Annotated in this window: 19 protein-coding genes; 8 read left to right on the top strand and 11 right to left on the bottom strand. The window is 53.8% G+C overall.

Annotated elements, in window-relative coordinates; all coding sequences use genetic code 11:
• Nucleotides 1-159 precede the first annotated feature (159 nt).
• The 4 genes from HUF19_RS05620 to nhaD all read left to right on the top strand — a co-directional run bounded on the left by HUF19_RS05620 (nucleotide 160) and on the right by nhaD (nucleotide 3,401).
• Nucleotides 160-372 carry a ParD-like family protein gene (locus HUF19_RS05620; protein WP_260998866.1) on the top strand — a complete coding sequence of 71 codons (213 nt, stop codon included), beginning with the start codon at nucleotides 160-162 and terminating at the stop codon, nucleotides 370-372.
• On the top strand, nucleotides 362-1,141 hold the full coding sequence (gene map / locus HUF19_RS05615) for a type I methionyl aminopeptidase (protein ID WP_260998865.1): 780 nt from the start codon (nucleotides 362-364) through the stop codon (nucleotides 1,139-1,141). The genes HUF19_RS05620 and map overlap by 11 nt, the downstream gene beginning before the upstream one ends.
• Nucleotides 1,142-1,250: 109 nt before the next feature.
• On the top strand, nucleotides 1,251-1,898 hold the full coding sequence (locus HUF19_RS05610; protein ID WP_260998864.1) for a cyclic nucleotide-binding domain-containing protein: 648 nt from the start codon (nucleotides 1,251-1,253) through the stop codon (nucleotides 1,896-1,898).
• A 249-nt stretch (nucleotides 1,899-2,147) separates the two neighbouring features.
• Entirely contained in the window at nucleotides 2,148-3,401 is a 1,254-nt protein-coding gene (gene nhaD, locus HUF19_RS05605) for a sodium:proton antiporter NhaD (protein ID WP_260998863.1), read from the top strand.
• 76 nt (nucleotides 3,402-3,477) lie between these two features.
• On the opposite strand, the gene HUF19_RS05600 is transcribed toward nhaD, so the two are convergent.
• The 3 genes from HUF19_RS05600 to tilS all read right to left on the bottom strand — a co-directional run bounded on the left by HUF19_RS05600 (nucleotide 3,478) and on the right by tilS (nucleotide 6,277).
• On the bottom strand, nucleotides 3,478-4,212 hold the full coding sequence (locus tag HUF19_RS05600; RefSeq protein ID WP_260999471.1) for a glutathione S-transferase family protein: 735 nt from the start codon (nucleotides 4,210-4,212) through the stop codon (nucleotides 3,478-3,480).
• A 131-nt stretch (nucleotides 4,213-4,343) separates the two neighbouring features.
• Nucleotides 4,344-4,775, bottom strand: a complete 432-nt coding sequence (locus tag HUF19_RS05595) for a hypothetical protein (protein ID WP_260998862.1) — start codon at nucleotides 4,773-4,775, stop codon at nucleotides 4,344-4,346.
• Between the two features lie 110 nt (nucleotides 4,776-4,885).
• Nucleotides 4,886-6,277 carry a tRNA lysidine(34) synthetase TilS gene (gene tilS / locus HUF19_RS05590; RefSeq protein WP_260998861.1) on the bottom strand — a complete coding sequence of 464 codons (1,392 nt, stop codon included), beginning with the start codon at nucleotides 6,275-6,277 and terminating at the stop codon, nucleotides 4,886-4,888.
• Nucleotides 6,278-6,406: 129 nt separating this feature from the next.
• Between tilS and HUF19_RS05585 the strand changes: the two genes are divergently transcribed.
• Complete coding sequence (locus HUF19_RS05585; RefSeq protein WP_260998860.1) at nucleotides 6,407-7,171, top strand: EAL domain-containing protein; 765 nt, start codon at nucleotides 6,407-6,409, stop codon at nucleotides 7,169-7,171.
• Between the two features lie 66 nt (nucleotides 7,172-7,237).
• On the opposite strand, the gene dnaE is transcribed toward HUF19_RS05585, so the two are convergent.
• Nucleotides 7,238-10,732, bottom strand: coding sequence for a DNA polymerase III subunit alpha (dnaE, locus tag HUF19_RS05580; protein ID WP_260998859.1), 3,495 nt, complete (start codon nucleotides 10,730-10,732; stop codon nucleotides 7,238-7,240).
• Nucleotides 10,733-10,833: 101 nt separating this feature from the next.
• Nucleotides 10,834-11,685, bottom strand: coding sequence for an ATP-grasp domain-containing protein (locus HUF19_RS05575; protein ID WP_260998858.1), 852 nt, complete (start codon nucleotides 11,683-11,685; stop codon nucleotides 10,834-10,836).
• Between the two features lie 196 nt (nucleotides 11,686-11,881).
• Here HUF19_RS05575 and HUF19_RS05570 point away from each other — a divergent pair, with 196 nt between their 5' ends.
• The 3 genes from HUF19_RS05570 (at nucleotide 11,882) to HUF19_RS05560 (ending at nucleotide 13,217) form a co-directional block, all read left to right on the top strand.
• Complete coding sequence (locus HUF19_RS05570) at nucleotides 11,882-12,229, top strand: YceK/YidQ family lipoprotein (protein ID WP_260998857.1); 348 nt, start codon at nucleotides 11,882-11,884, stop codon at nucleotides 12,227-12,229.
• 75 nt (nucleotides 12,230-12,304) lie between these two features.
• A complete protein-coding gene (locus HUF19_RS05565; protein WP_145469215.1) occupies nucleotides 12,305-12,700 on the top strand; it encodes a GFA family protein in 396 nt (131 codons plus the stop codon).
• Between the two features lie 70 nt (nucleotides 12,701-12,770).
• Entirely contained in the window at nucleotides 12,771-13,217 is a 447-nt protein-coding gene (locus tag HUF19_RS05560; RefSeq protein ID WP_260998856.1) for a GNAT family N-acetyltransferase, read from the top strand.
• Nucleotides 13,218-13,299: 82 nt separating this feature from the next.
• On the opposite strand, the gene der is transcribed toward HUF19_RS05560, so the two are convergent.
• The 6 genes from der to HUF19_RS05530 all read right to left on the bottom strand — a co-directional run bounded on the left by der (nucleotide 13,300) and on the right by HUF19_RS05530 (nucleotide 20,038).
• Entirely contained in the window at nucleotides 13,300-14,784 is a 1,485-nt protein-coding gene (der, locus tag HUF19_RS05555; RefSeq protein ID WP_260998855.1) for a ribosome biogenesis GTPase Der, read from the bottom strand.
• 81 nt (nucleotides 14,785-14,865) lie between these two features.
• Nucleotides 14,866-16,104: an outer membrane protein assembly factor BamB gene (gene bamB, locus HUF19_RS05550; protein ID WP_260998854.1), complete on the bottom strand. Its 1,239-nt coding sequence runs from the start codon at nucleotides 16,102-16,104 to the stop codon at nucleotides 14,866-14,868.
• Nucleotides 16,104-16,766 (bottom strand): YfgM family protein, encoded by a 663-nt coding sequence (locus tag HUF19_RS05545; protein WP_260998853.1) that lies wholly within the window; start codon nucleotides 16,764-16,766, stop codon nucleotides 16,104-16,106. The genes bamB and HUF19_RS05545 overlap by 1 nt, the downstream gene beginning before the upstream one ends.
• A 44-nt stretch (nucleotides 16,767-16,810) precedes the next feature.
• Nucleotides 16,811-18,091 (bottom strand): histidine--tRNA ligase, encoded by a 1,281-nt coding sequence (gene hisS, locus HUF19_RS05540; protein ID WP_260998852.1) that lies wholly within the window; start codon nucleotides 18,089-18,091, stop codon nucleotides 16,811-16,813.
• A 27-nt stretch (nucleotides 18,092-18,118) separates the two neighbouring features.
• Nucleotides 18,119-19,231: a flavodoxin-dependent (E)-4-hydroxy-3-methylbut-2-enyl-diphosphate synthase gene (gene ispG, locus HUF19_RS05535; RefSeq protein ID WP_145469523.1), complete on the bottom strand. Its 1,113-nt coding sequence runs from the start codon at nucleotides 19,229-19,231 to the stop codon at nucleotides 18,119-18,121.
• 6 nt (nucleotides 19,232-19,237) lie between these two features.
• Nucleotides 19,238-20,038, bottom strand: coding sequence for a tetratricopeptide repeat protein (locus HUF19_RS05530; RefSeq protein WP_260998851.1), 801 nt, complete (start codon nucleotides 20,036-20,038; stop codon nucleotides 19,238-19,240).
• Nucleotides 20,039-20,050 lie beyond the last annotated feature (12 nt).

The following is a 20,050-nucleotide window of genomic DNA, read 5'->3' as shown; positions in this document are numbered from 1 at the left end:
CTCGCAAGCTTTCTGCCGTATAGGTCGCCGCGGCGTGTTTCTGCTCATACAAAGACAAATACAGAAACAAACACAGTGTTGCAAAAATACGCCGCTGTAAGGCACTGCCTGAAATATACGAAACGTATATACTTCGTGTAATTCAACCGGGAGCCTGTTATGGGTATTGTTAAAATTTCTGACGATCTGCACGAAGAAATCCGTGATGCCAGCGCGTCGATGTCGCGTTCTATTAATGCCCAGGCCGAGTTCTGGATCAAAATCGGCATGCTGGCCGAATTCTATCCCGACCTCACTTACCCGCAGCTGACGCGCAAACTGCTGAGTTGCAAAGAACTGCCACTGAAGGAGTTGCTGCAACATGCTGGTTAAAATCAAAACTGCGGAAGAACTGGCGCTGATGCGCGAATCCGGACGCTTGCTGGCGCAGGTGTTTGCCATGCTGGATGACTACGTCAAAGCCGGTATCAGCACCATGGATATTAATAACCGGGTGGAAGACTTTATCGTCAACGATCTGCAGGCGCGCCCGGCCAGTAAAGGACAGTACGATTTTCCCTATGTACTGAATCCGTCGGTCAATCATGTGGTCTGCCACGGTATGCCCAAAGCCAGCCAGCTGCTGCGTAACGGCGATATTGTTAATCTTGATATCACCCTGGAAAAAAACGGCTTTATCGCCGATTCCAGCAAGATGTACTGCGTCGGCCAGATCAACCCGCAGGCGCGGCGTCTGGTGGATACCACCTATCAGGCGATGTGGGCCGGTATCCGTCAGGTACGTCCCGGCGCCCGCCTCGGTGATATTGGCCAGGCCGTTCAGCAGGTGGCCGAACGTGCGGGTTTCAGCGTAGTACGTGACTATACCGGTCACGGCATTGGCCGCGAGATGCACGAAGAACCGCAGGTCCTGCATTACGGTAAAGCCGGCACTGGCATGAAACTGGAAGAAGGCATGACCTTCACCATCGAACCGATGATCAATCAGGGCGACCACCGTTTAAAACATATGAAAGACGGCTGGACGGTGATCACCCGTGACAAAAAATTGTCAGCTCAATGGGAACATACCATCGCCGTTACGGCGACAGGTTATGAAGTACTTACTCTGCGCGAGGAGGAAAAAAACACCGCGGATTAAAGGCTGCCCTGAACTGACACCGGTCATGTCCGGCCGTGGTTTAGCCTTTATTCACACGGCGGGCATGCTATATTGCGCCACAGACATTCCTGGCAGTTATGGAGCAAACATGCGTCGTATCACCCGCGAAGAGTATCCCATCGACACTCTGCAACGCATTGTCAATGGCGTTACCTTCTTCAAGGATCTGATTCACAGTGACCCGAGTCAGTTTGAATTATTGATGAGTGTCACTCAGTTTGTAACTGCCGATCAGGATGAAATCATTCTGCATCACGGTGATGACGCCAACGTACTGTATTTCCTGCTCAAGGGTCAGCTGGCTGTTCTGGCCGATGATGACAGCGGTGAAGTGATCAACGAAATCAATGCCGGTGAAATGTTCGGCGTGATGGCCATGGTGCTGAACTTCAAACGCTCAGCCTCCATTAAAGTGAATGGCCGCACAGCCCTGCTGGCCGGTATTGATTACCAGCACTTCAGCGACCTGGATGATTTCACCCTGTTTACGCTGCGCACCAAAATCAGTTTCTTCCGCATGCTGACCAACAATATCCGCTGGAATCTGGAGCGCAATAAAATGCAGCTGCCCGATCACCCGCTGGTCAGCAAGCTGCGTACCCTGCCGCTCTACAGCGGTGAAAAAAACACCCTGGAAGAATTGCACGCCCTGCATCATCAGGCGCATGCCCTGTCCGAACTGCTGTGTGAGTGGAACGACGCCATGCACGATGGCGGCGACTGGAAAGAATACTGAAGCACCCAAGAGGGACTGCTTAATTTCTGTCGCGACATAGCGTTGTCAATTGCAACAGTCTGATCCGCTTCTGCACCAGAGCCTGCAGCCGCGCGATGCCGGGGACCACAGGCATCGCCCGGCTAAGGTCTTAATCCGGCGGTAAAAAAGCGCTTTGCAGCCTTCTTTTACAGTCCTACAATGCCTGCGCTTTATGACCCATGTCTTTCCCTTCCGGATACTCCGTCCGGACGACAACGAGGTTGCCTGATGCCCGATTTTTTACCCTACCTGCTGATCATCCTGGCCATTATTGGCCTGCTCGCCGTTGTACTTGAAGAAGTTATCCACGTAAACAAAGCTCAGGTTGTGCTGTTTTTAGGTGCACTGTCCTGGATTCTGCTGTTTGCGTTTTCCCCAGATACCCATACCCACGAGCTGGTCCAGGAAGGATTGCAGGAAAATATCGGAGAAATTGCCAGCCTCTGGCTGTTCCTGCTGGCCGCGATGACCTTTGTTGCCTATCTCAACAAAAAAGGGCTGATTGAAAGTCTGATTTACCGCTTTCTGCCCAGTCAGATATCGGAACGCAAGCTGCTGCTGATGACCGGCCTGTTCAGCTTTGTCTTCTCCTCTCTGGCCGACAACATTACGGCGACGTTAATTTCTGTTGCCCTGATCTTATCGCTGAATTTATCCGCCGCTAAAACCCTGCGTTTTGCCACCGTCGTGGTCTTTGCCGTTAACTCCGGCGGTGTTGCCATGATTACCGGTGACGTCACCACGCTGATGATTTTCCTTGCCGGTAAAGTCAGCATTACCAATTTACTGCTGTTATCACTGCCAGCTCTGACCGCGGTATTGCTGCTCACCACCATGCTGTCCTGGTCATTACGTGACCATGCCATGATTCAGCATAAAGAAAACGACCTGGCTCAGGTGGATCTGGCTATTGCCGCTATTTTTATCCTCACGATTCTCGCCACTATTGCCGGCAACGTAGTGTTTGATATTCCGCCCGTACTGAGTTTTCTGACCGGTCTGTCGGTCATGTTTCTGGTGGCCCGTGCTTACGGCGAAGATACCGAAAATCATCCGATTCTGAATTACATCCGCCAGATCGAGTTTGATACCTTGCTGTTCTTCCTCGGTATCCTGCTGATTGTCGGCTCGCTGAAAGAAATTCACGCCCTCGACAGCTTTGTCGCGCTGTACCAGCATATGCCAGCCTGGGCTGCTAATTACCTGATGGGACTGCTGTCAGCAGTGATTGATAACGTTCCGCTGACGGCCGCTCTGCTGAAAGCCGATGTCACCATGAGCCTGCAGGAATGGATGGCATTAACCTATGCCGTTGGTGTCGGCGGTTCATTACTGATTATCGGCTCCGCCGCTGGTATTGTGGCCATGAGCAAAATCAATGAACTGACCTTCGGCAGCTACCTGAAGTTTTTTATGGCTCTGATTATCGCCTACAGCGCCGGCTATGGCAGCGTACTGCTGTTGGGTCACTATGTGCTTTAAAGTGCGGTTGCAGGCTGTATAAAAAATGCCCGGTATTCACCGGGCATTTTTTATTGAATCCGTTTACTGTCAGACATCAGCGATATTGAGCATAACGCAACCGCAGTGGCTCAATAATATCCTGATGCTGCTCAATCCACTCACGCATCGGCACCGGGGAAGACTCAACCCCAGGCCAGGGAACCGGATACTGAAATGGCTGAAATAATGGTGCGAACAAAGCACAGGCGGTCAGGTCGGCACGGGTGAAATGCTCACCAACCAGAAAATGCGACTGGCTGTAGGCCAGACGCAAATCGGTTAATACACTTTCCATTCGCTGTTGCGCACTTGTGGCATTATCCGGTGTGATTTTCATCCAGCGGCGCATTGTGTATTCCAGCTTGGGGAAAACTGAGCGCAACAGCCAGCGATAAAAGAACGGTTTACGTGCACCCAGCAAAGGAATGACCTGCGCAGGCTGCTGCAGTAAATGATGATAACTCCAGAGGCGGACATCCGGTCCGGCTTCGGCATCCAGACGACGCTCCCAATCCAGTGCCTGCGCACGCAGCTCAGGATTTTTTGGCAACAGCGGTTTTTGCGGAAAAGCCTGATCAAGATAATCCAGAATTGCCGACGAACCATGCACTACATGTTTACCATGTTTTAACACCGGTACCGATGTCTGGCCACTGAGTTTTTTTATCAACACCATGTGGCGTCCTGGTAAAAGGTTCACCGTTTTATAGGGAATACCTTTGTAGTCCAGCGCCCAGCGGATTTTTTCACAGTAGTGAGAGATCGGGAATTGATACAGCGTAATACGCATCACAAAACCTCTTTATATTTTTTATGGGCGGACTTTAGCAGGCCTTGTTTGTTTTAAAAAGCGGCCGGCCAAATCTGGCACTATCGAACAAAAAGAAACAGGTATCCCCAAGGTACACGCACGGATACAGATCAGGGCAGTTTAAGTTGCAGCTCAACTTCAGCCCCGAGGATGGTTTCATTCAGAGGTTTGGCTTTTGCCTCTTCTGATTCATCAATATGCAACCGTCCGGACCAGTTAAGTACAGACTCCCTGCGTGATTTTCCGAACACATTGGGAAAGGTTTCAGGATTACCATAAACCTCATCTTCCCAGTCGATATCCGGTAATTTAAGGTTCAGATGAATTGGCGTTTGTCCTGCGTCAGACGAATCTGCTTTTCTGGTTACAGCATCCGGGCCCGTATTTTCGCTTATGACAGTATCCGGCCGGACAGTACCCAGCTCGGATTGCAGCGCCTGCGACGCGCTTTTACTGCCACGCAGAATACGGTTATCGGACCCATTCAGTGTGACCAGAACCAAACCGGTCACCAGGGTTGCAAACACAATCGGATAACGCATAAAAACCAAAAATGCTCCTGCAGTCTAATAATCCTGAACCGCTCGGTGATAAGAACCTGCTCAGACCCGGGCGGATGCAGAGATTGTAGCGCTTATTGCGGCAGAACCAGTTAAGTAAGATCATGTCCGGCCTGAAAAATTCCCTGCCAGTGCAGGAAAACGCCACTGTCCGGCTCCTGCCCGGCCACTGCTGATGCCTTTTCAGCCACACACAGGCCAGGCAAAGCGCACAGTTCGCCGTCACGTAATAAAGCGGGCCAGCATTCCCGCAGCCAGGGAGGAACGCCAGCCTCCTGCCAGAGATGCTTCAGCGTTTTACGTGGCCTGCCGGCTATTTTCAGCGTCATTCCCTGACAGGCATTTGCCGCGACCAGGCGGTAGTTTCCAGGCTGCAGCAGCACGCTTCCGCCGCACTCTGGCGCAGGCGCTGCAACCAGCGCACCGTCATACCATGGAATATGGCTGTCGTGTGCGATAACCACATCACAGGGTTCAGCACTGAACGGCGGCATTTCAGCCACCAGATACAACTGCTGCTGGAAACGACGTATGGTTAAATCGCCGAGCTGCAGTTGGGGCTGGCGATCCGGAGCGGCGGCAATCACTTCCTGTTCGATCCGTTGCAAAAAGTCAGCACCCGGCATACCAGTGTTCAGGCCACAGCGAGCCAGCCAGCCGCGTAACAGATAAGGCCGGTGATGCGCCGGTGCAGCCAGTAATTCAATAATTGAACAGGAAAGTGGCGCTGCAGAAGGCCAGCGGCAGGGGCGCAAACAGGCTTCGACCGCCGGCTGCAGCAATTCCGCCAACAGCTGCTGATCCTGCTGCAGTTGTGCAATGGAACGCTGCAGCGCGGACTCTCTTCCCGGCAGACGGGCAAAAATCTGCGGCAGCAGCGTCTGCCGCCACCAGTTGCGCTCAAAACGTTCATCACCGTTGGATTCATCTTCAACCCAGCTCAGCTGCTGTACTGCGGCATAGTCTTCCAGCTGTGCGCGGCGGGTGCTTAATAAAGGCCGTAGCAGCAGAATGTCAGAGTCAGGCTGCAGCTCACGCACGGCAGCCATCGCCGCCAGACCGGTCAGGCCACTGCCGCGCAACAGACGCATAAAAAAGGTTTCAGCCTGATCATCAGCATGATGGGCCAGCAGCAGCGTGTCACCGGGCAAACAGTGAGCGGCGAAGGCCTGATAGCGGGCCTCACGGGCCGCCTGCTCAATACCGGCGCCATGATTATTGACCACCACCCGCTCGCAGACGAAAGGAACCTGTAATTGCGCACACTGCTGCCCGCAGTGGGCCGCCCAGGTATCCGCATTAGCCGATAAGCCATGGTGCACATGCAGCGCCAGCAACCGGTTTTTGAGCGCTGCGTTCTGTGCCAACAGATGCAGCAACACGGTGGAGTCCAGCCCGCCACTGTAAGCAACCACAAGCCGTCCGGAGCGCCCGGACAACGATGCGATGGCCTTATCAAGGGTGCTCAATAATGCATCAGGCATAACAGGATTTCGGTTATATAAAGGACGGATTGTAGGCACCCTGTACGGCCAAGACCAGCGCGTTATGCATTGCGGCAATGCCATCTGCTGACTAGTCTTAACAGATTAATCAGAGTGCAGGAAACAGCGATGACCGATAAAACCGCAGACTGTGAGCGATTACTCTGTAGTCAGTGCGCTGATGCCGGCACTCTGGGTTTTGATTTCACCATGGCATTTCAGCCCATTGTGAATTGCAGCACACAGAGTATTTTTGGTTATGAAGCTCTGGTGCGCGGGCTGAACAACGAATCCGCTTATTCGGTGATCTCACGTATTAATGATGAAAATCGTTATATCTTTGACCAGCTCTGCCGCATCAAGGCTATCGCTCTGGCGGCCAGGCTGGGTATCGATTCCATGCTGAGCATCAATTTTTTACCCAATGCGGTTTATCAGCCCGAGCGCTGTATCCGCACCACTCTGGAAGCCGCCCGGCAATATGGCTTTCCCACCGATAAAATCATGTTCGAATTCACTGAAGCCGAAAAAATTTCTGACAGCAGTCATATTAAACGCATCGTTGAGTATTACCATGATCTGGGTTTTATAACAGCGACGGATGATTTTGGCTCCGGTTATTCCGGGCTGAATCTGCTGGCAGATTTTCATACCGATATTATTAAGCTCGATATGGAATTAATCCGTAATATTCATCAGAGCAACGCACGCCAGACGATTGTGCGCAACTGTCTGACAATGTTCCGCGAGCTGAATATCACGGCATTGGCAGAAGGGATTGAAAGCGCTGAAGAGTATGGCTGGTTACGGGATGCCGGTATTGAATTAATGCAGGGCTACCTGTTTGCCAGACCGGGCTTTGAAACCCTGCCTGACGTCAGTTTTCCCGCATAATCAGCCAATAGGATAATCGGGGGCAATCGCGGTCTCTTTTATAACTGCGCTGGCCCCACCACCGATTCAGGCAAATAATAACTCCACCGCATCATCGCCATAGGCATAACGCAGCTCCTGCAGTTGCTCATCGCTGGGATTAATGCGCCAGCTGTCACCCAGCTGAATATCACAGCGCGCTACCGAGTTATGGAAATCCAGCACTACCGGGCAACCGTTATCCATACGCTGCAGCAGGCGTTTTAAATCATTGCAGAATTCATCTTCCGAACGTTCACCATCAACACGGATACGCAGCGCTTTGGCAAAGGTCAGGCGTGCCTGACTGATTTCCATGGCCGCCCGCCCGGTAGCTTTTAAACCGCCGGAATAATCATCGTGCGACACCAGCGCTTCGACCACCAGCACGCGGTCTTTTGCCACGACTTCGCGCACCTGTTCATAAATATCCGAGAACAGCGCCACTTCAACCCGGCCGGTGCGGTCATCGAGGGTAACAAAGCACATATTATCGCCGCGTTTATTCTTCATCACGCGCATATCCACCACCAGACCGGCCAGTTTTTGCGGCGCTTTGGCCTCCTGCAGGTGTGACAGCTTATTCGGCACCAGTTTACGCACTTCGTGTTCGTATTCGTCGAACGGGTGGCCGGTAACAAATAAGCCCAGCGTATCTTTTTCGCCCTGCAGACGTTCTTTCAAAGACCAGTCGCGCAGATGACGGTAACGTTCATAAGGGTCGGCACCAACGGCTTCTTCCTCCTGCACCTCACCGAATAAATCCATCATACCGGCCGCTTCGTTAGCGGCTGTCTGGCCTGCACTCTTAATCGCATCTTCCAGGCTGGCCATTAATACAGAACGTGGTGCTGTACTTTCCAGACGGTCAAAGGCACCGCAGCGCACCAGGGCTTCCAGCACACGCTTATTAATTTTTTTGCCGTCAACACGCTGGCAGAAATCGAATAAATCTTTAAAAGGCCCTTCGCTGCGGGCAGCAATAATGGCCGCAATCGGTCCTTCACCCACGCCTTTTACCGCGCCCAGACCATAAACGATGGCACCGTCATCATTGACGGTAAAACCAAACTGGCTCTGGTTAACATCCGGCAGTACCAGCTCCAGTTCCATCTCACGGCATTCTTCGATAAAGGTCACAACCTTATCGGTGTTCTGCATATCGGAAGTCAGAACCGCAGCCATAAACGGCGCCGGGTAATGCTGTTTTAACCACAGTGTCTGATAAGACACCACCGCATAAGCGGCGGAGTGCGATTTGTTAAAACCGTAACCGGCGAATTTTTCCACCAGGTCGAAAATTTTCATCGCCAGATCAGGATCAACGCCCTGCGAAACCGCACCGTCACGGAAGGTGTCGCGCTGCTTGGCCATTTCTTCCGGCTTTTTCTTACCCATCGCACGACGCAGCATATCCGCGCCGCCGAGGGTATAACCGGCCAGGATCTGGGCGATCTGCATTACCTGTTCCTGATAAACGATAACGCCGTAGGTCGGCTCCAGCGTTTCTTTCAGGCTTTCGTGTTCAAAGTCAGGGTGCGGGTAAGCAACTTTGGCGCGACCGTGTTTACGGTTAATAAAGTCGTCCACCATGCCTGATTCCAGTGGCCCCGGACGGAACAGGGCCACCAGTGCGATCATATCTTCGATATTATCCGGCTGCAGGCGGCGGATAAGATCTTTCATGCCGCGCGATTCCAGCTGGAATACTGCGGTGGTCTGGGCGGCTTTTAATAATTTATACGACGGCTCATCGTCGAGCGGAATCTGACTGATATCGACCGGTGGCAGATTTTCTTTGGCGCGTTTGCTGTTAATGGTTTTCAGCGCCCAGTCGATAATGGTCAGGGTGCGCAGACCGAGGAAGTCGAACTTCACCAGACCCGCTTCTTCCACATCGTTTTTATCGAATTGTGTCACCAGACCGGTGCCGTCAGGCTCACAGGCGGTGGCCGAAAAATCGGTTAATTTGGTTGGCGCGATCACCACACCACCGGCGTGCTTACCGGTCTGACGGGCAATACCTTCTAGCTTGAGTGCCATTTCCCAGATTTCCTGGGCTTCTTCGTCTTCGTCGAGGAACTCTTTTAACAAAGCTTCCGACGCCAGTGCTTTTTCCAGCGTCATACCCGGATCGCCGGGAATTAATTTGGATAATTTATCGGCCAGACCGAAGGATTTACCCTGCGCCCGCGCCACATCGCGCACCACCGCTTTTGCCGCCATGGTGCCGAAGGTCACAATCTGCGATACCGCTTCACGGCCATAGGTGTCGGCTACGTAAGCAATGACCTGCTCACGGTTTTCCATACAGAAGTCGATATCGAAGTCGGGCATGGATACCCGTTCCGGGTTCAGAAATCGTTCGAACAGCAGATCGTATTCAAGCGGATCGAGGTCGGTAATTTTCTGAGCGTAGGCCACCAGCGAGCCGGCACCGGAACCACGGCCCGGACCGACCGGAATATCGTGGTCTTTGGCCCACTGAATAAAGTCCATTACGATCAGGAAGTAACCGGGGAACCCCATCTGGATAATAATATCCAGCTCGAAATTCAGACGGTCATCATAGGGTTTACGCTTTTCGGCATATTCTTCCGAGTTTTTATCCAGCCCGGCCAGAATAATATCCAGACGTTCTTCCAGACCGACCTGAGAAATCTTGCGGAAAAAATCCGCCTCGCTCATACCTTCCGGAATCGGATAATCCGGCAGGAAGTATTTGCCCAGTAACACTTCTACCGTACAGCGTTTGGCAATTTCGACGGTATTGTCGATGGCCGATGGAATATCCTTAAACAGTTCCGCCATTTCTTCTGCACTGCGGAAATACTGCTGCTCGGTATATTCGCGCGGCCGGCGTTTATCTTCCAGCGCGTAGCCCTGACCAATAGCAACACGGGTTTCGTGAGCTTCAAAATCCTCGGCGGCTAAAAAGCGCACGTCATTGGTGGCAACCAGCGGCACACCGCAGCGCGCTGACATAGCGATACCGGCGCGGATAACCGCTTCTTCACCGGGACGGCCGGTACGCTGTAATTCAACATAAAAACGGTCGGGAAAGTGCTGCAGATATTCGCGCACCAGAATTTCGGCGTCGGATACTTTGCCTTTAATAACCCGCTGGCCGACATCGCCGTCGCGCCCGCCGGATAAAATAATCAGTCCGGCATTTTTCTCGAACAGCCATTCTTTTTTAACAATGGCTTTATCGTAATGCTGGTTTTTGGCGTAAGCACGGGAGATCAGTTCGCGCAGCCCCAGATAACCATCGGGGTTCAGACAGAGTGCGGTGATGCGGAACGGCTGGGTGTTGTCATCCGGGTTTTCCAGCCACAGGTCAGCGCCCAGTACCGGCTTAACCCCGGCGTCCATGGCGCTTTTGTAGAACTTAACCAAGGCGTACATATTCGCCTGATCGGTCAGCGCGACCGCCGGCATACCCAGCTCCGCGACTTTACCAATCAGCTTTTTAACGCGGATGGTGCTGTCGTACAGCGAAAATTCGGAGTGAACCCGGAGGTGTACAAAGCCCTGTGACATGAACGGACGCCCTGACCAGCAAAAGGGAGCATTGTAACGGATTTTGCGCCCATTGGATTCAGTTGTGCGCCGGATTCAGCACAGCCCCATGGCGCTGCGGCTTACACCACCTGAGGTAAGTCCGGCCCGCCCATGCCGGGAGGCTGATCCGGGTTTTTGAAAGGGTCAGGAGAGTCCGGCTCGCCGTCGTGCCAGATGCGTCCCAGATAGTCGTGGATGGCATCATCAATCCTGCCCTGCAGGCCGCTGAGGCCCTGATTGCCGAACAGACGGTTAAACTCGAACACATAGGGATAATGGCCGACCATGGCAATATCGAACCCGCCGTGGTCAATGCCAAGCCCCAGAGCCAGCTTCTCAACCAGCGCACAGGCTTCCGGCGGCAGAATACCGGCTTCAATCTGGCCGCCCTTGGCGACATTGTTATAAAAACCACGATCGGCCTGAATCCGCCAGTAACCGCCAATAATGCGATCGCCCACCCAGACGATGCGCAGGTCACGGTCAATGGGCAGATATTCCTGCGCATAAATCACCGGTGACAGTGCCAGATAGCGCTTCCAGTCAGCCTGGGTTTCAATCAGGAATACACCATCTCCCATACTGCTTTTGGGAATTTTGGCGACGAAAGGCAAAGGTAAGGTATCCCATACCCGTTCGGCATTGGCCGGGGTATTGGCTTCGATCAGGGTCCAGGGCACATGCTGCGGCGCGATGGTCTGAAAGCAGCGTGTCATTTCGACCTTATCATGGCCGATGTAGTAACTCGCCGGGCTGGGAAATATGCGCTTTTTTAAGCCATACAGCAGCGCGTTCACCTGCCAGTATTGCGGAAACAGAATGCCATCAGCCGCGATCAGCAGATCGAGATGATGATTCATCAGTTCCGGTTTCAGATACTGGGTTTGGGCGAAATGAAGTGTGCGGTAAGGATCAAAAGAGATCAGCTGCATGGATCACACTGGCGCAGTCGGAGCCTGAGTTAAGGGGCAGCGATATTAGCAATGGCCGGATTTTGGCTCAGCGAAATTTTTTGCTGCTGACGATAAAGCTTTTACCCCGCCATTGATGCTGCACCGCGCGGAATTCGCTCTGAACAACAAAGCACTCTATGATCAGCCTTCCGCAAACTGCAGGGATATTAATTTAATGCATGTGTTCGCCACGCAAAGCGATGCTCTGCGCACCCGTGTTCTGACCATGATGATGCTTATCAGTCTGGTATTGTTAAATGGTTGCGGTACAGTCATTGCCCGCTCAGACAGCAGTCCGGTTGATGCGCGCTACTATCCGGGTACTCAGGGAAGTCTGCTGTTGCTTGGCCTGGACGGCCAGACCGGCGAAGCCAGCGGCGAAATGGTGTTTTGCTGGATGTCTGTTGTTTGCCCGCTGTTCACCCTGATTGCTCTGCCGGTTGATATAACCCTTGATACTCTCCTGCTGCCTTACGATGCCCTGCAGCCGGAAAACAGCAGCATGGCAGACAAGGCTGAATAAAGTCTCCCTGCCCCTTGCAATAAGGACTGTATATAAATACAGTACAAGCCTTATTCATAACCGAGGGATCACATTATGTTGCATGGTAGCTGCTGCTGCGGAGCCGTAAAATTCACCCTGTCCAGCCCACCGACCATGATGGGAACCTGCCACTGCACCCGCTGCCGCAAAGTCGGGGCCAGTGCTCTGGTATTTGTTAAGCGCGATGCTTTTCAGCTGACCTCCGGCGCTGATGTAATCAGCACCTACAAACCGGAAGCGCCCTATATGTACAACCGTTGCTTTTGCTCAAAATGCGGTACATCGTTGGGCGAGGTAACCTCCGACAACGAAACCTTTCCGGTATCTGCGAACTGCTTTGACGATGAACTGAATCTCAGTAACAGCTTTCATGAGTTCGTTAAAGAAAAGCCGCACTGGTATAAGATAGGCGATGAAGCAAAACAATTTCAGGAGCATCCGCACAGCTGAAAAAGCCGTGTTATTCTCCGGCATCAGGGTGACGATAAGCGCCGCCCTGTTACCACACAGCAGAAAGAAAATGGATATTCAGAAAGCAACAAGCGCCGATACCGAAACTATCCAGGCATTAATTTCAGCGATCTCCGAGATTGATGTACTGCCCTTATTCAGCGCCGACGGTCAGCGTGAATATAAACAGCGCGTTCTGCCGGATATAGCAACAACCATGGATGAAAGCCGTTTCGTCACACTGAAGGCGCTGAACGCTCATCAACTGGTTGGCTTTGCAGCCCTGCGTGATGGCAATTATCTGACCCACCTGTTCGTAGCGAAACAGGCTCAGGGCTGCGGCCTCGGAAAACAACTGCTGGACGCCGTACTGGCATCCACCAGCGCTAAAGAAATCAGCCTGCGCTCGTCACTGAATGCGGCCGGCTTCTACCGCCGCTCTGGCTTTAAGGCGACGGGCGAGGAATCAGAATTCAATGGCATCCGCTTTATACCCATGACGCTGACACGCGACTGAAAAAAGCTTTCATAAAAATCACGCAATAAAAGACACACAATAAAAAAGGAGCCGAAGCTCCTTTTTTATTGGTAAAACTTTATCAGGTCGGTTTTTTATAGCTCTTACGTAATTGCTTACGTGCTTTTTCAATCTTAATCTTACGTTTATTTTCTGTCCGTTCGACCGCATCCGCACGCTTTTTACTGCTGTGACGGATTTCTTTCTCTTTGCCGGAATACGGGTTATCGCCCTGACGGAATTCCATACGGATCGGCGTACCCTTAATTTCCAGCACGCGGCGGAAGGTATTGGCCAGATAGCGTTTGTAGTCTTCCGGCAATTCTTTCGCCAGATTACCGTGCACCACAATAATCGGTGGGTTAGAACCACCCTGGTGGGCATAGCGCAGTTTTGGCCGGCGGTTGCGTACAACCGGTGGCTGATGGCTGGCCGTGGCGTCTTCCAGAATACGGGTCAGCATATTGGTCTGCCATTTCGCCATGGATGACTGGTAAGCCTGATCAACCGAATCGTACAGATTACCCACGCCGGTGCCGTGCAATGCCGAAATAAAATGCATTTCAGCAAAGGTTAAGAAATCGAAACGGCGGTCAATTTCGGTTTTTACCCGCTCTTTGGCGTCCGCTTCCATGCCATCCCATTTATTGATGGCAATCACCAGCGCCCGGCCGGAGTTCAGTACGAAGCTGAGCATATGTAAATCCTGCTCGACGATACCGGTACGGGCATCGAGCACCAGAATACAGACATGACAGTCCTGAATGGCCTGCAGGGTTTTAATAATGGAGAATTTTTCCGCGGCTTCGGAAATATTCTTACGGCGGCGTACACCGGCGGTATCAATCAGGGTGTATTCCTGACCGTGACGCTCGTAGGGAATATAAATACTGTCGCGCGTGGTACCGGCTTCGTCGTACACCACCACCCGGTCTTCACCGAGAAAACGGTTAACCAGAGTCGATTTGCCCACATTCGGGCGGCCTACGACGGCAATTTTAATCCCTTTAACGTCGAGCTCTTCGTGTACCGGGGCTTCTTCGCCGGCCAGTTCACGGAAGTAGTCGTCATCGTCCTGCGGCAGTTCGCCCAGCACATATTCAACCAGCGCGCTGATGCCACGGTTATGCGCGGCCGCAATCGGCAGCGGTTCGCCCATGCCCAGTTCAAAGAATTCACCCAGCACCAGATCGGGGTTTTTACCGTCGATCTTGTTGGCCACCAGATAAGCGTCTTTGCCGCTGCGGCGCAGATATTCGGCAATCATACGGTCGCCATTGGTAATACCGGCGCCAACATCGACCATAAAGAAAACGATATCGGCGTCTTTAATGGCCTGAAAGCTTTGCGCGGCCATGGCCTCGTCGATGCCCTCTTCCTGGCCGCTGATACCACCGGTATCAATCACGATGAATGGCACATCACCAACCTTGCCCTCACCGTACTTACGGTCACGGGTCAGGCCGGCAATTTCAGCCACCAGCGCATCACGGCTTTTGGTCAGACGGTTAAACAGCGTGGACTTGCCCACGTTGGGACGTCCGACCAGAGCAATCACAGGGACCATGATCAGAAAACCTCATTTAAGAAATAAAACAGGCGTCGCTATACGACGCCCGGTAAAAAACATTGGCTGATGCCGCCTGCGTCAGTCGCTCTGAACGCTCAGCAGCAACAGTTCACCGGTGTTGCTGTACACCAGTAAGCCTTTATCAGTGGCGACTAACGGACTGCGGATGCCCAGATCACGGCCACGCAGCGCACGCCAGTTGGTGCTTTCACTCTGATTAGGATAGTTGACGTGCAGTGGTTTAGGGCGCAACAGTTTACGTCCTACCAGCTCGCCATCCACCTGATTCATAATGTGCAGATAACCTTCACCATCAGCGACCGCCAACCAGCTGCCATAAGCCGTGGTCTGCCCGAGACGGCGGCCCTGCAGTGCTTTCTGGGTCCACACCGGTGCGCCACTGATCATGTCATAGGACTGGATATGATCACTGTCGAGGGTCAGGTACAGGTTACCCAGCGCCAGTTCAGGACTGGTGTAGGTTGAACCCTCTTCTTCCCAGCGGGTTTCGCCATTGAGCGACACGGCAGCCAGTTTGCCGTGGTAGCTGGCCGCATAGATAATGCCGTTATCCCAGATCGGTGCGCCATCAACATCCACCAGACGCTCCAGCTCAGAGCGGCCATCCGGCGACGCCAGACGCACGTCCCAGCGCGGAATGCCGAGAGTCTTATCCAGTGCCACCAGTTTGCCGGTGGCAAAACCGGTAATCACCAGCTGATCCAGCACCAGCGGTGTGCCGGTGCCGCGCACGGTCAGTACCGGCATGGCAGTTTCGTAGGACCAGGCCTGTTTACCATCGGCACGCTCAAAGGCGGTGACACGACCATCAACGGTGTGGACAAACACCCGCTTACCATCGGTACCCGCCGGCGCAACAGACTCACTGGTCATGCGTGAACGCCAGATTTCGCTGCCGTCGGCACTGTTCAGGCAATGCAGGAAACCGTCACGGGTGGCAACAAACAACTGACCGTTGTCTTGCGCCACACCTGCCGTTACCGGCTGCTCCAGGTCCACATTCCACTGTTCGCTGCCATCGGCCAGATCGAGGGCATAGACCTCACCGGAAGTGTCAGCCATAAACACGGTATCGCCGCTCACCACCGGGCGCAGACGGGTATAAGCCGTACCAGCACCCACACCAAGCTGCTTACGCCATTCGATGGCGATGTCGGTTTTGTCGTTGTAATCCGGCAGCCCTGTCTCGTCGGCAGCATTCGCTGCTTCTGCCTGATTGTCTGGCTGACTGGCACAACCACTCAGCTGCACAGCCAGCAGAGCACTCAACAGGACGAAAACAGGACTCAGGCGCATCAGGCGTCTCCGCTCGCAGCCAGATTATCAATCTTACGCTGCAGCTGCTGGGTGTTCAGACCCAGATTGGTTGCTGCTTCCTGCGCACGGATATAAGCCGCACGGGCCTCGCTCAGCTCACCTTTACGGAACAGAGCATCGCCTTTGGCTTCTTCAAACTGCACGGCATAGGCAGCGTCCGGCACGGTGGCAACCAGCGCCAGTGCTTCATCCATTTTTTCCTGCTGAATCAGGACATTAGCCAGACGCGCCTGAGCGGTAAACTTGATCGGACCTTCGTCAGCGGTGGCAATCACACTGTTCAGTTCCGCCGCTGCGGTATCAAAGTCACCGGCATCGGCAGCAAAGCGCGCCAGGAACAGAGCACCAAACTGACCATAGCTGGTGTTACCAAAGTCTTTTTTCAGCTGGGTCGCCAGCGCTTCCATCTCGGCTTTAGCCGCTTCATCCTGCTGTGCAACCGGCTGCGCAACTTTATCAACCAGCTGTGAATACAGGGTTGATGCCGCTTCGGCAGTCGCCTGCTGATTGGCCTGCCAGCTGTTCCAGCCAAACCAGCCACCGGCAACAATCACGATGGTCGCCAGCAGGCTTTTACCGTTCTCTGCCCACCATTTTTTCAGCAGTTCTGCCTGTTCTTCATCCGTACGATATTCAGTCATGCGTCCACTTCCCCAAAAAAACGAATATTGTGAGTTATTGGTTATTAAAAAGTTTCTTGTGCCAGCCACTCGCCCACGTCGTCCAGTGCCAGCGTCTGCTGGCCACCGTCACCGCGCAGATCTTTAACGGTCACTGTACCCTTGGCGATTTCATCTTCGCCCAGCAACAGTGCCAGATGTGCACCGCTCTTGTCGGCTTTTTTCATCTGGCTCTTGAAGCTGCCACCACCGCAGTGGGTCTGAATGCGTAACCAGCTGTGCTCGTCGCGCAGACGGTCTGCCAGCAGCAGCGCCACCTGAGCACTGCCCTCACCGACCGGACAGATGTATACATCGATGGTCTGCAGCACTTCGGCCGGAATCAGCTCCAGTGTTTCCAGCAGCAGAATCAGACGCTCAACGCCCATAGCAAAACCGACCGCCGGGGTTGGCTTGCCACCCAGTTGCTCAACCAGGCCGTCGTAACGGCCACCGGCACAGACAGTGCCCTGCGAGCCGAGTTTGTCGGTGACCCACTCGAACACGGTTTTACAGTAATAATCGAGACCGCGCACCAGACGCTGGTTGATTTCGTACTTCACCCCGGCGGCATCAAGGATGCTGCGCAGCAGCGCAAAATGCTCGCGGCTTTCGTCGTCGAGGTAATCGTGCAGCTGTGGCGCATCGGCCAGCAGTGCCTGGGTGTTCTGATCTTTGCTGTCGAGCACACGCAGCGGATTGGTTTCCAGACGGCGCTGGCTGTCTTCGTCCAGCTGGTCTTTGCGCTCGCTCAGGTAGGCCACCAGGGCATCGCGGTAGTTGGCACGCGCTGCGTTGGAGCCCAGGGTGTTCAGTTGCAGGGTAACCGCATCGGTCAGGCCCAGCTGCTGCCACAGACGGGCGGTCATCAGGATAACTTCGGCATCGATATCGGCGGTGGCCATGCCAAAGGTTTCCACACCAATCTGGTAGAACTGGCGGTAACGGCCTTTCTGCGGACGCTCGTGACGGAACATCGGGCCGGTGTACCACAGACGCTGCGTCTGGTTGTACAGCAGACCGTGTTCTTCACAGGCGCGCACACAGCTGGCGGTGCCTTCCGGACGCAGGGTCAGGCTGTCACCGTTGCGATCGTCGAAGGTGTACATCTCTTTTTCGACGATGTCGGTGACTTCGCCGATAGAGCGTTTGAACAGCGCGGTCTGCTCCACAATCGGCATGCGGATTTCGTCATAACCGTAAGAAGCCAGCAGGTCTTTCACTGTGCCTTCGAGATACTGCCATACCGGGCTCTGAGCCGGCAGGATGTCGTTCATGCCACGAATGGCCTGGATTTTCGTTGCCATAATATCCGTTCTTGTCTGGGTCAGCGCTCAGCTGTCGCTGGCAATCAGATTTTTGCGTTCTTCATCGAGGCTGGCGGCGCGTTCGCGGATCATCCGCTCAAGGTCATCCACCAGAGTCTCGTTACTCAGTTTGCCGGCTGGTTTACCGTCGATATACACCAGATTCGGCTGGCCACCGGCCAGACCGATATCGGTTTCCTTGGATTCGCCGGGGCCATTCACCACACAGCCAATCACCGCCACACTCATATCAGTGCGGATATCATCAACGCGCATTTCCAGCTCGTTCATGGTTTTGATCACGTCGAAGTTCTGACGTGAGCAGCTCGGACAGGCAATAAAGTTGATGCCGCGCGAACGCAGCTTCAGCGATTTGAGCATGTCCCAGCCCACTTTTACTTCTTCAATCGGATCGGCCGCCAGCGATACGCGAATGGTGTCACCGATGCCTTCCCACAGCAGCAGGCCAAGACCAATAGACGATTTAACCGTACCACCACGCAGGCCACCGGCTTCGGTGATGCCAAGGTGCAGCGGCTGCTCAATCTGGCTGGCAATCTGCTTGTAAGCCGCCACGGTCATAAAGATGTCGGAGGCTTTCAGGCTGAGTTTGAAATCCGGGAAGTTCAGGCGATCGAGAATATCGATATGGCGCATGGCCGATTCCACCAGCGCGGCCGGGGTCGGCTCGCCGTATTTCTTCTGCAGGTCTTTTTCCAGTGATCCGGCATTCACCCCGATACGGATCGGAATGCCGTTATGACGCGCCGCATCCACCACCGCGCGCACACGGTCTTCACGGCCGATATTACCGGGGTTGATACGCAGACAGTCAACACCCAGATCAGCGACGCGCAGAGCGATTTTGTAGTCAAAGTGAATGTCTGCCACCAGCGGAATATTCACTTCTTTGCGGATTTTGCCAAAGGCTTCCGCCGCGTCCATGGTCGGTACAGAAACGCGCACGATATCGGCACCGGCATCCTGAGCGCGCTGAATCTGCGCCACAGTGGCCGCCACATCGGTGGTTTCGGTGTTGGTCATGGTCTGAATGGCAATCGGCGCATCACCGCCGACCGGCACATCACCAACCCAGATTTTGCGGCTTTGACGACGCTTGATGGGATTTTCGAAATGCATGCTCATTTATTTGGCTCCGGACAGGGAGTCCTGATACAGACGGTATTCAACCGATTCCGGGAAATTACGCTTCAGGTCGGTCGCCAGCGCAATCGCCCGCTGGGTGTTCTGCTGCAGAGTCGCCAGTTTGATGCCCAGCCACAGGGTGTGGGCGGTCTGCCGTGCCTGCTCGCGCTGCACCAGACGCTCAAAGCGGTCGTAGTATTTCAGCGACTCATCATAACGCTGCGCTTCAAACAGCAGGGTCGAGACATTCACCAGCGCATCAATATTGTACGGAGCAATGCGCAGGGTCTGGCCGTAGCGCTCGATCGCCTGCTCAGCGTTACCCTGACGATAAGCATTCAACGCCAGATCGTTGTAGGCCGAAGCACGGTTATCGTAGTAACGGTCATTGGTGACCTGCTGGAGATTGTCGTCGGCTTCGTCGTAACGCTTCATCTGCACATACAAACGCCCTAAATGGTGACGTGCCAGAGTAAAGCTGCTGTCGTTACTCAGTGCCTTCTGAAAATATTCTTCGGCCAGATCCATCTCGCCTTCGGTCTGCCAGACCAGGCCCATAGCATCGTTGGCCGGCGCGTGATCAGGGTTAATCGCCAGCGCTTTCTGCAGACGCTGACGCGCCCAGTCCGGACGGCCCTTCTGCAGGTAACCCAGGCCCAGCTGGGTGTAATTTTCCACCGCCTTTTCCGGCGATTTTTTCTTGGTAAAACGACTTTCAGTGACGGTAACGCAGGAAGCCAGTGTCAGACTCAGCAGCACTATCAACAGGCTCGCTGCGCGTGTGGTGATTAATTTTTTCATGCCCATCCCGGT

It is taken from the genome of Thalassolituus hydrocarboniclasticus (assembly GCF_025345565.1).
GTDB classification, from domain to species: Bacteria; Pseudomonadota; Gammaproteobacteria; order Pseudomonadales; family Oceanobacteraceae; genus Venatoribacter; species Venatoribacter hydrocarboniclasticus.
The sequence above is the reverse complement of the archived record's forward strand: the minus strand, read 5'-3'. Positions and strand labels throughout refer to the sequence as shown.

What these genes read in the sequence shown, in the direction of transcription:
- HUF19_RS05620 (WP_260998866.1), top strand. Translation starts at nt 160, where the DNA reads ATGGGTATTGTTAAAATTTCTGACGATCTGCACGAAGAAATCCGTGAT.
- map (WP_260998865.1), top strand. Translation starts at nt 362, where the DNA reads ATGCTGGTTAAAATCAAAACTGCGGAAGAACTGGCGCTGATGCGCGAA.
- HUF19_RS05610 (WP_260998864.1), top strand. Translation starts at nt 1,251, where the DNA reads ATGCGTCGTATCACCCGCGAAGAGTATCCCATCGACACTCTGCAACGC.
- nhaD (WP_260998863.1), top strand. Translation starts at nt 2,148, where the DNA reads ATGCCCGATTTTTTACCCTACCTGCTGATCATCCTGGCCATTATTGGC.
- HUF19_RS05600 (WP_260999471.1), bottom strand. Translation starts at nt 4,212, where the DNA reads ATGCGTATTACGCTGTATCAATTCCCGATCTCTCACTACTGTGAAAAA.
- HUF19_RS05595 (WP_260998862.1), bottom strand. Translation starts at nt 4,775, where the DNA reads ATGCGTTATCCGATTGTGTTTGCAACCCTGGTGACCGGTTTGGTTCTG.
- tilS (WP_260998861.1), bottom strand. Translation starts at nt 6,277, where the DNA reads ATGCCTGATGCATTATTGAGCACCCTTGATAAGGCCATCGCATCGTTG.
- HUF19_RS05585 (WP_260998860.1), top strand. Translation starts at nt 6,407, where the DNA reads ATGACCGATAAAACCGCAGACTGTGAGCGATTACTCTGTAGTCAGTGC.
- dnaE (WP_260998859.1), bottom strand. Translation starts at nt 10,732, where the DNA reads ATGTCACAGGGCTTTGTACACCTCCGGGTTCACTCCGAATTTTCGCTG.
- HUF19_RS05575 (WP_260998858.1), bottom strand. Translation starts at nt 11,685, where the DNA reads ATGCAGCTGATCTCTTTTGATCCTTACCGCACACTTCATTTCGCCCAA.
- HUF19_RS05570 (WP_260998857.1), top strand. Translation starts at nt 11,882, where the DNA reads ATGCATGTGTTCGCCACGCAAAGCGATGCTCTGCGCACCCGTGTTCTG.
- HUF19_RS05565 (WP_145469215.1), top strand. Translation starts at nt 12,305, where the DNA reads ATGTTGCATGGTAGCTGCTGCTGCGGAGCCGTAAAATTCACCCTGTCC.
- HUF19_RS05560 (WP_260998856.1), top strand. Translation starts at nt 12,771, where the DNA reads ATGGATATTCAGAAAGCAACAAGCGCCGATACCGAAACTATCCAGGCA.
- der (WP_260998855.1), bottom strand. Translation starts at nt 14,784, where the DNA reads ATGGTCCCTGTGATTGCTCTGGTCGGACGTCCCAACGTGGGCAAGTCC.
- bamB (WP_260998854.1), bottom strand. Translation starts at nt 16,104, where the DNA reads ATGCGCCTGAGTCCTGTTTTCGTCCTGTTGAGTGCTCTGCTGGCTGTG.
- HUF19_RS05545 (WP_260998853.1), bottom strand. Translation starts at nt 16,766, where the DNA reads ATGACTGAATATCGTACGGATGAAGAACAGGCAGAACTGCTGAAAAAA.
- hisS (WP_260998852.1), bottom strand. Translation starts at nt 18,091, where the DNA reads ATGGCAACGAAAATCCAGGCCATTCGTGGCATGAACGACATCCTGCCG.
- ispG (WP_145469523.1), bottom strand. Translation starts at nt 19,231, where the DNA reads ATGCATTTCGAAAATCCCATCAAGCGTCGTCAAAGCCGCAAAATCTGG.
- HUF19_RS05530 (WP_260998851.1), bottom strand. Translation starts at nt 20,038, where the DNA reads ATGAAAAAATTAATCACCACACGCGCAGCGAGCCTGTTGATAGTGCTG.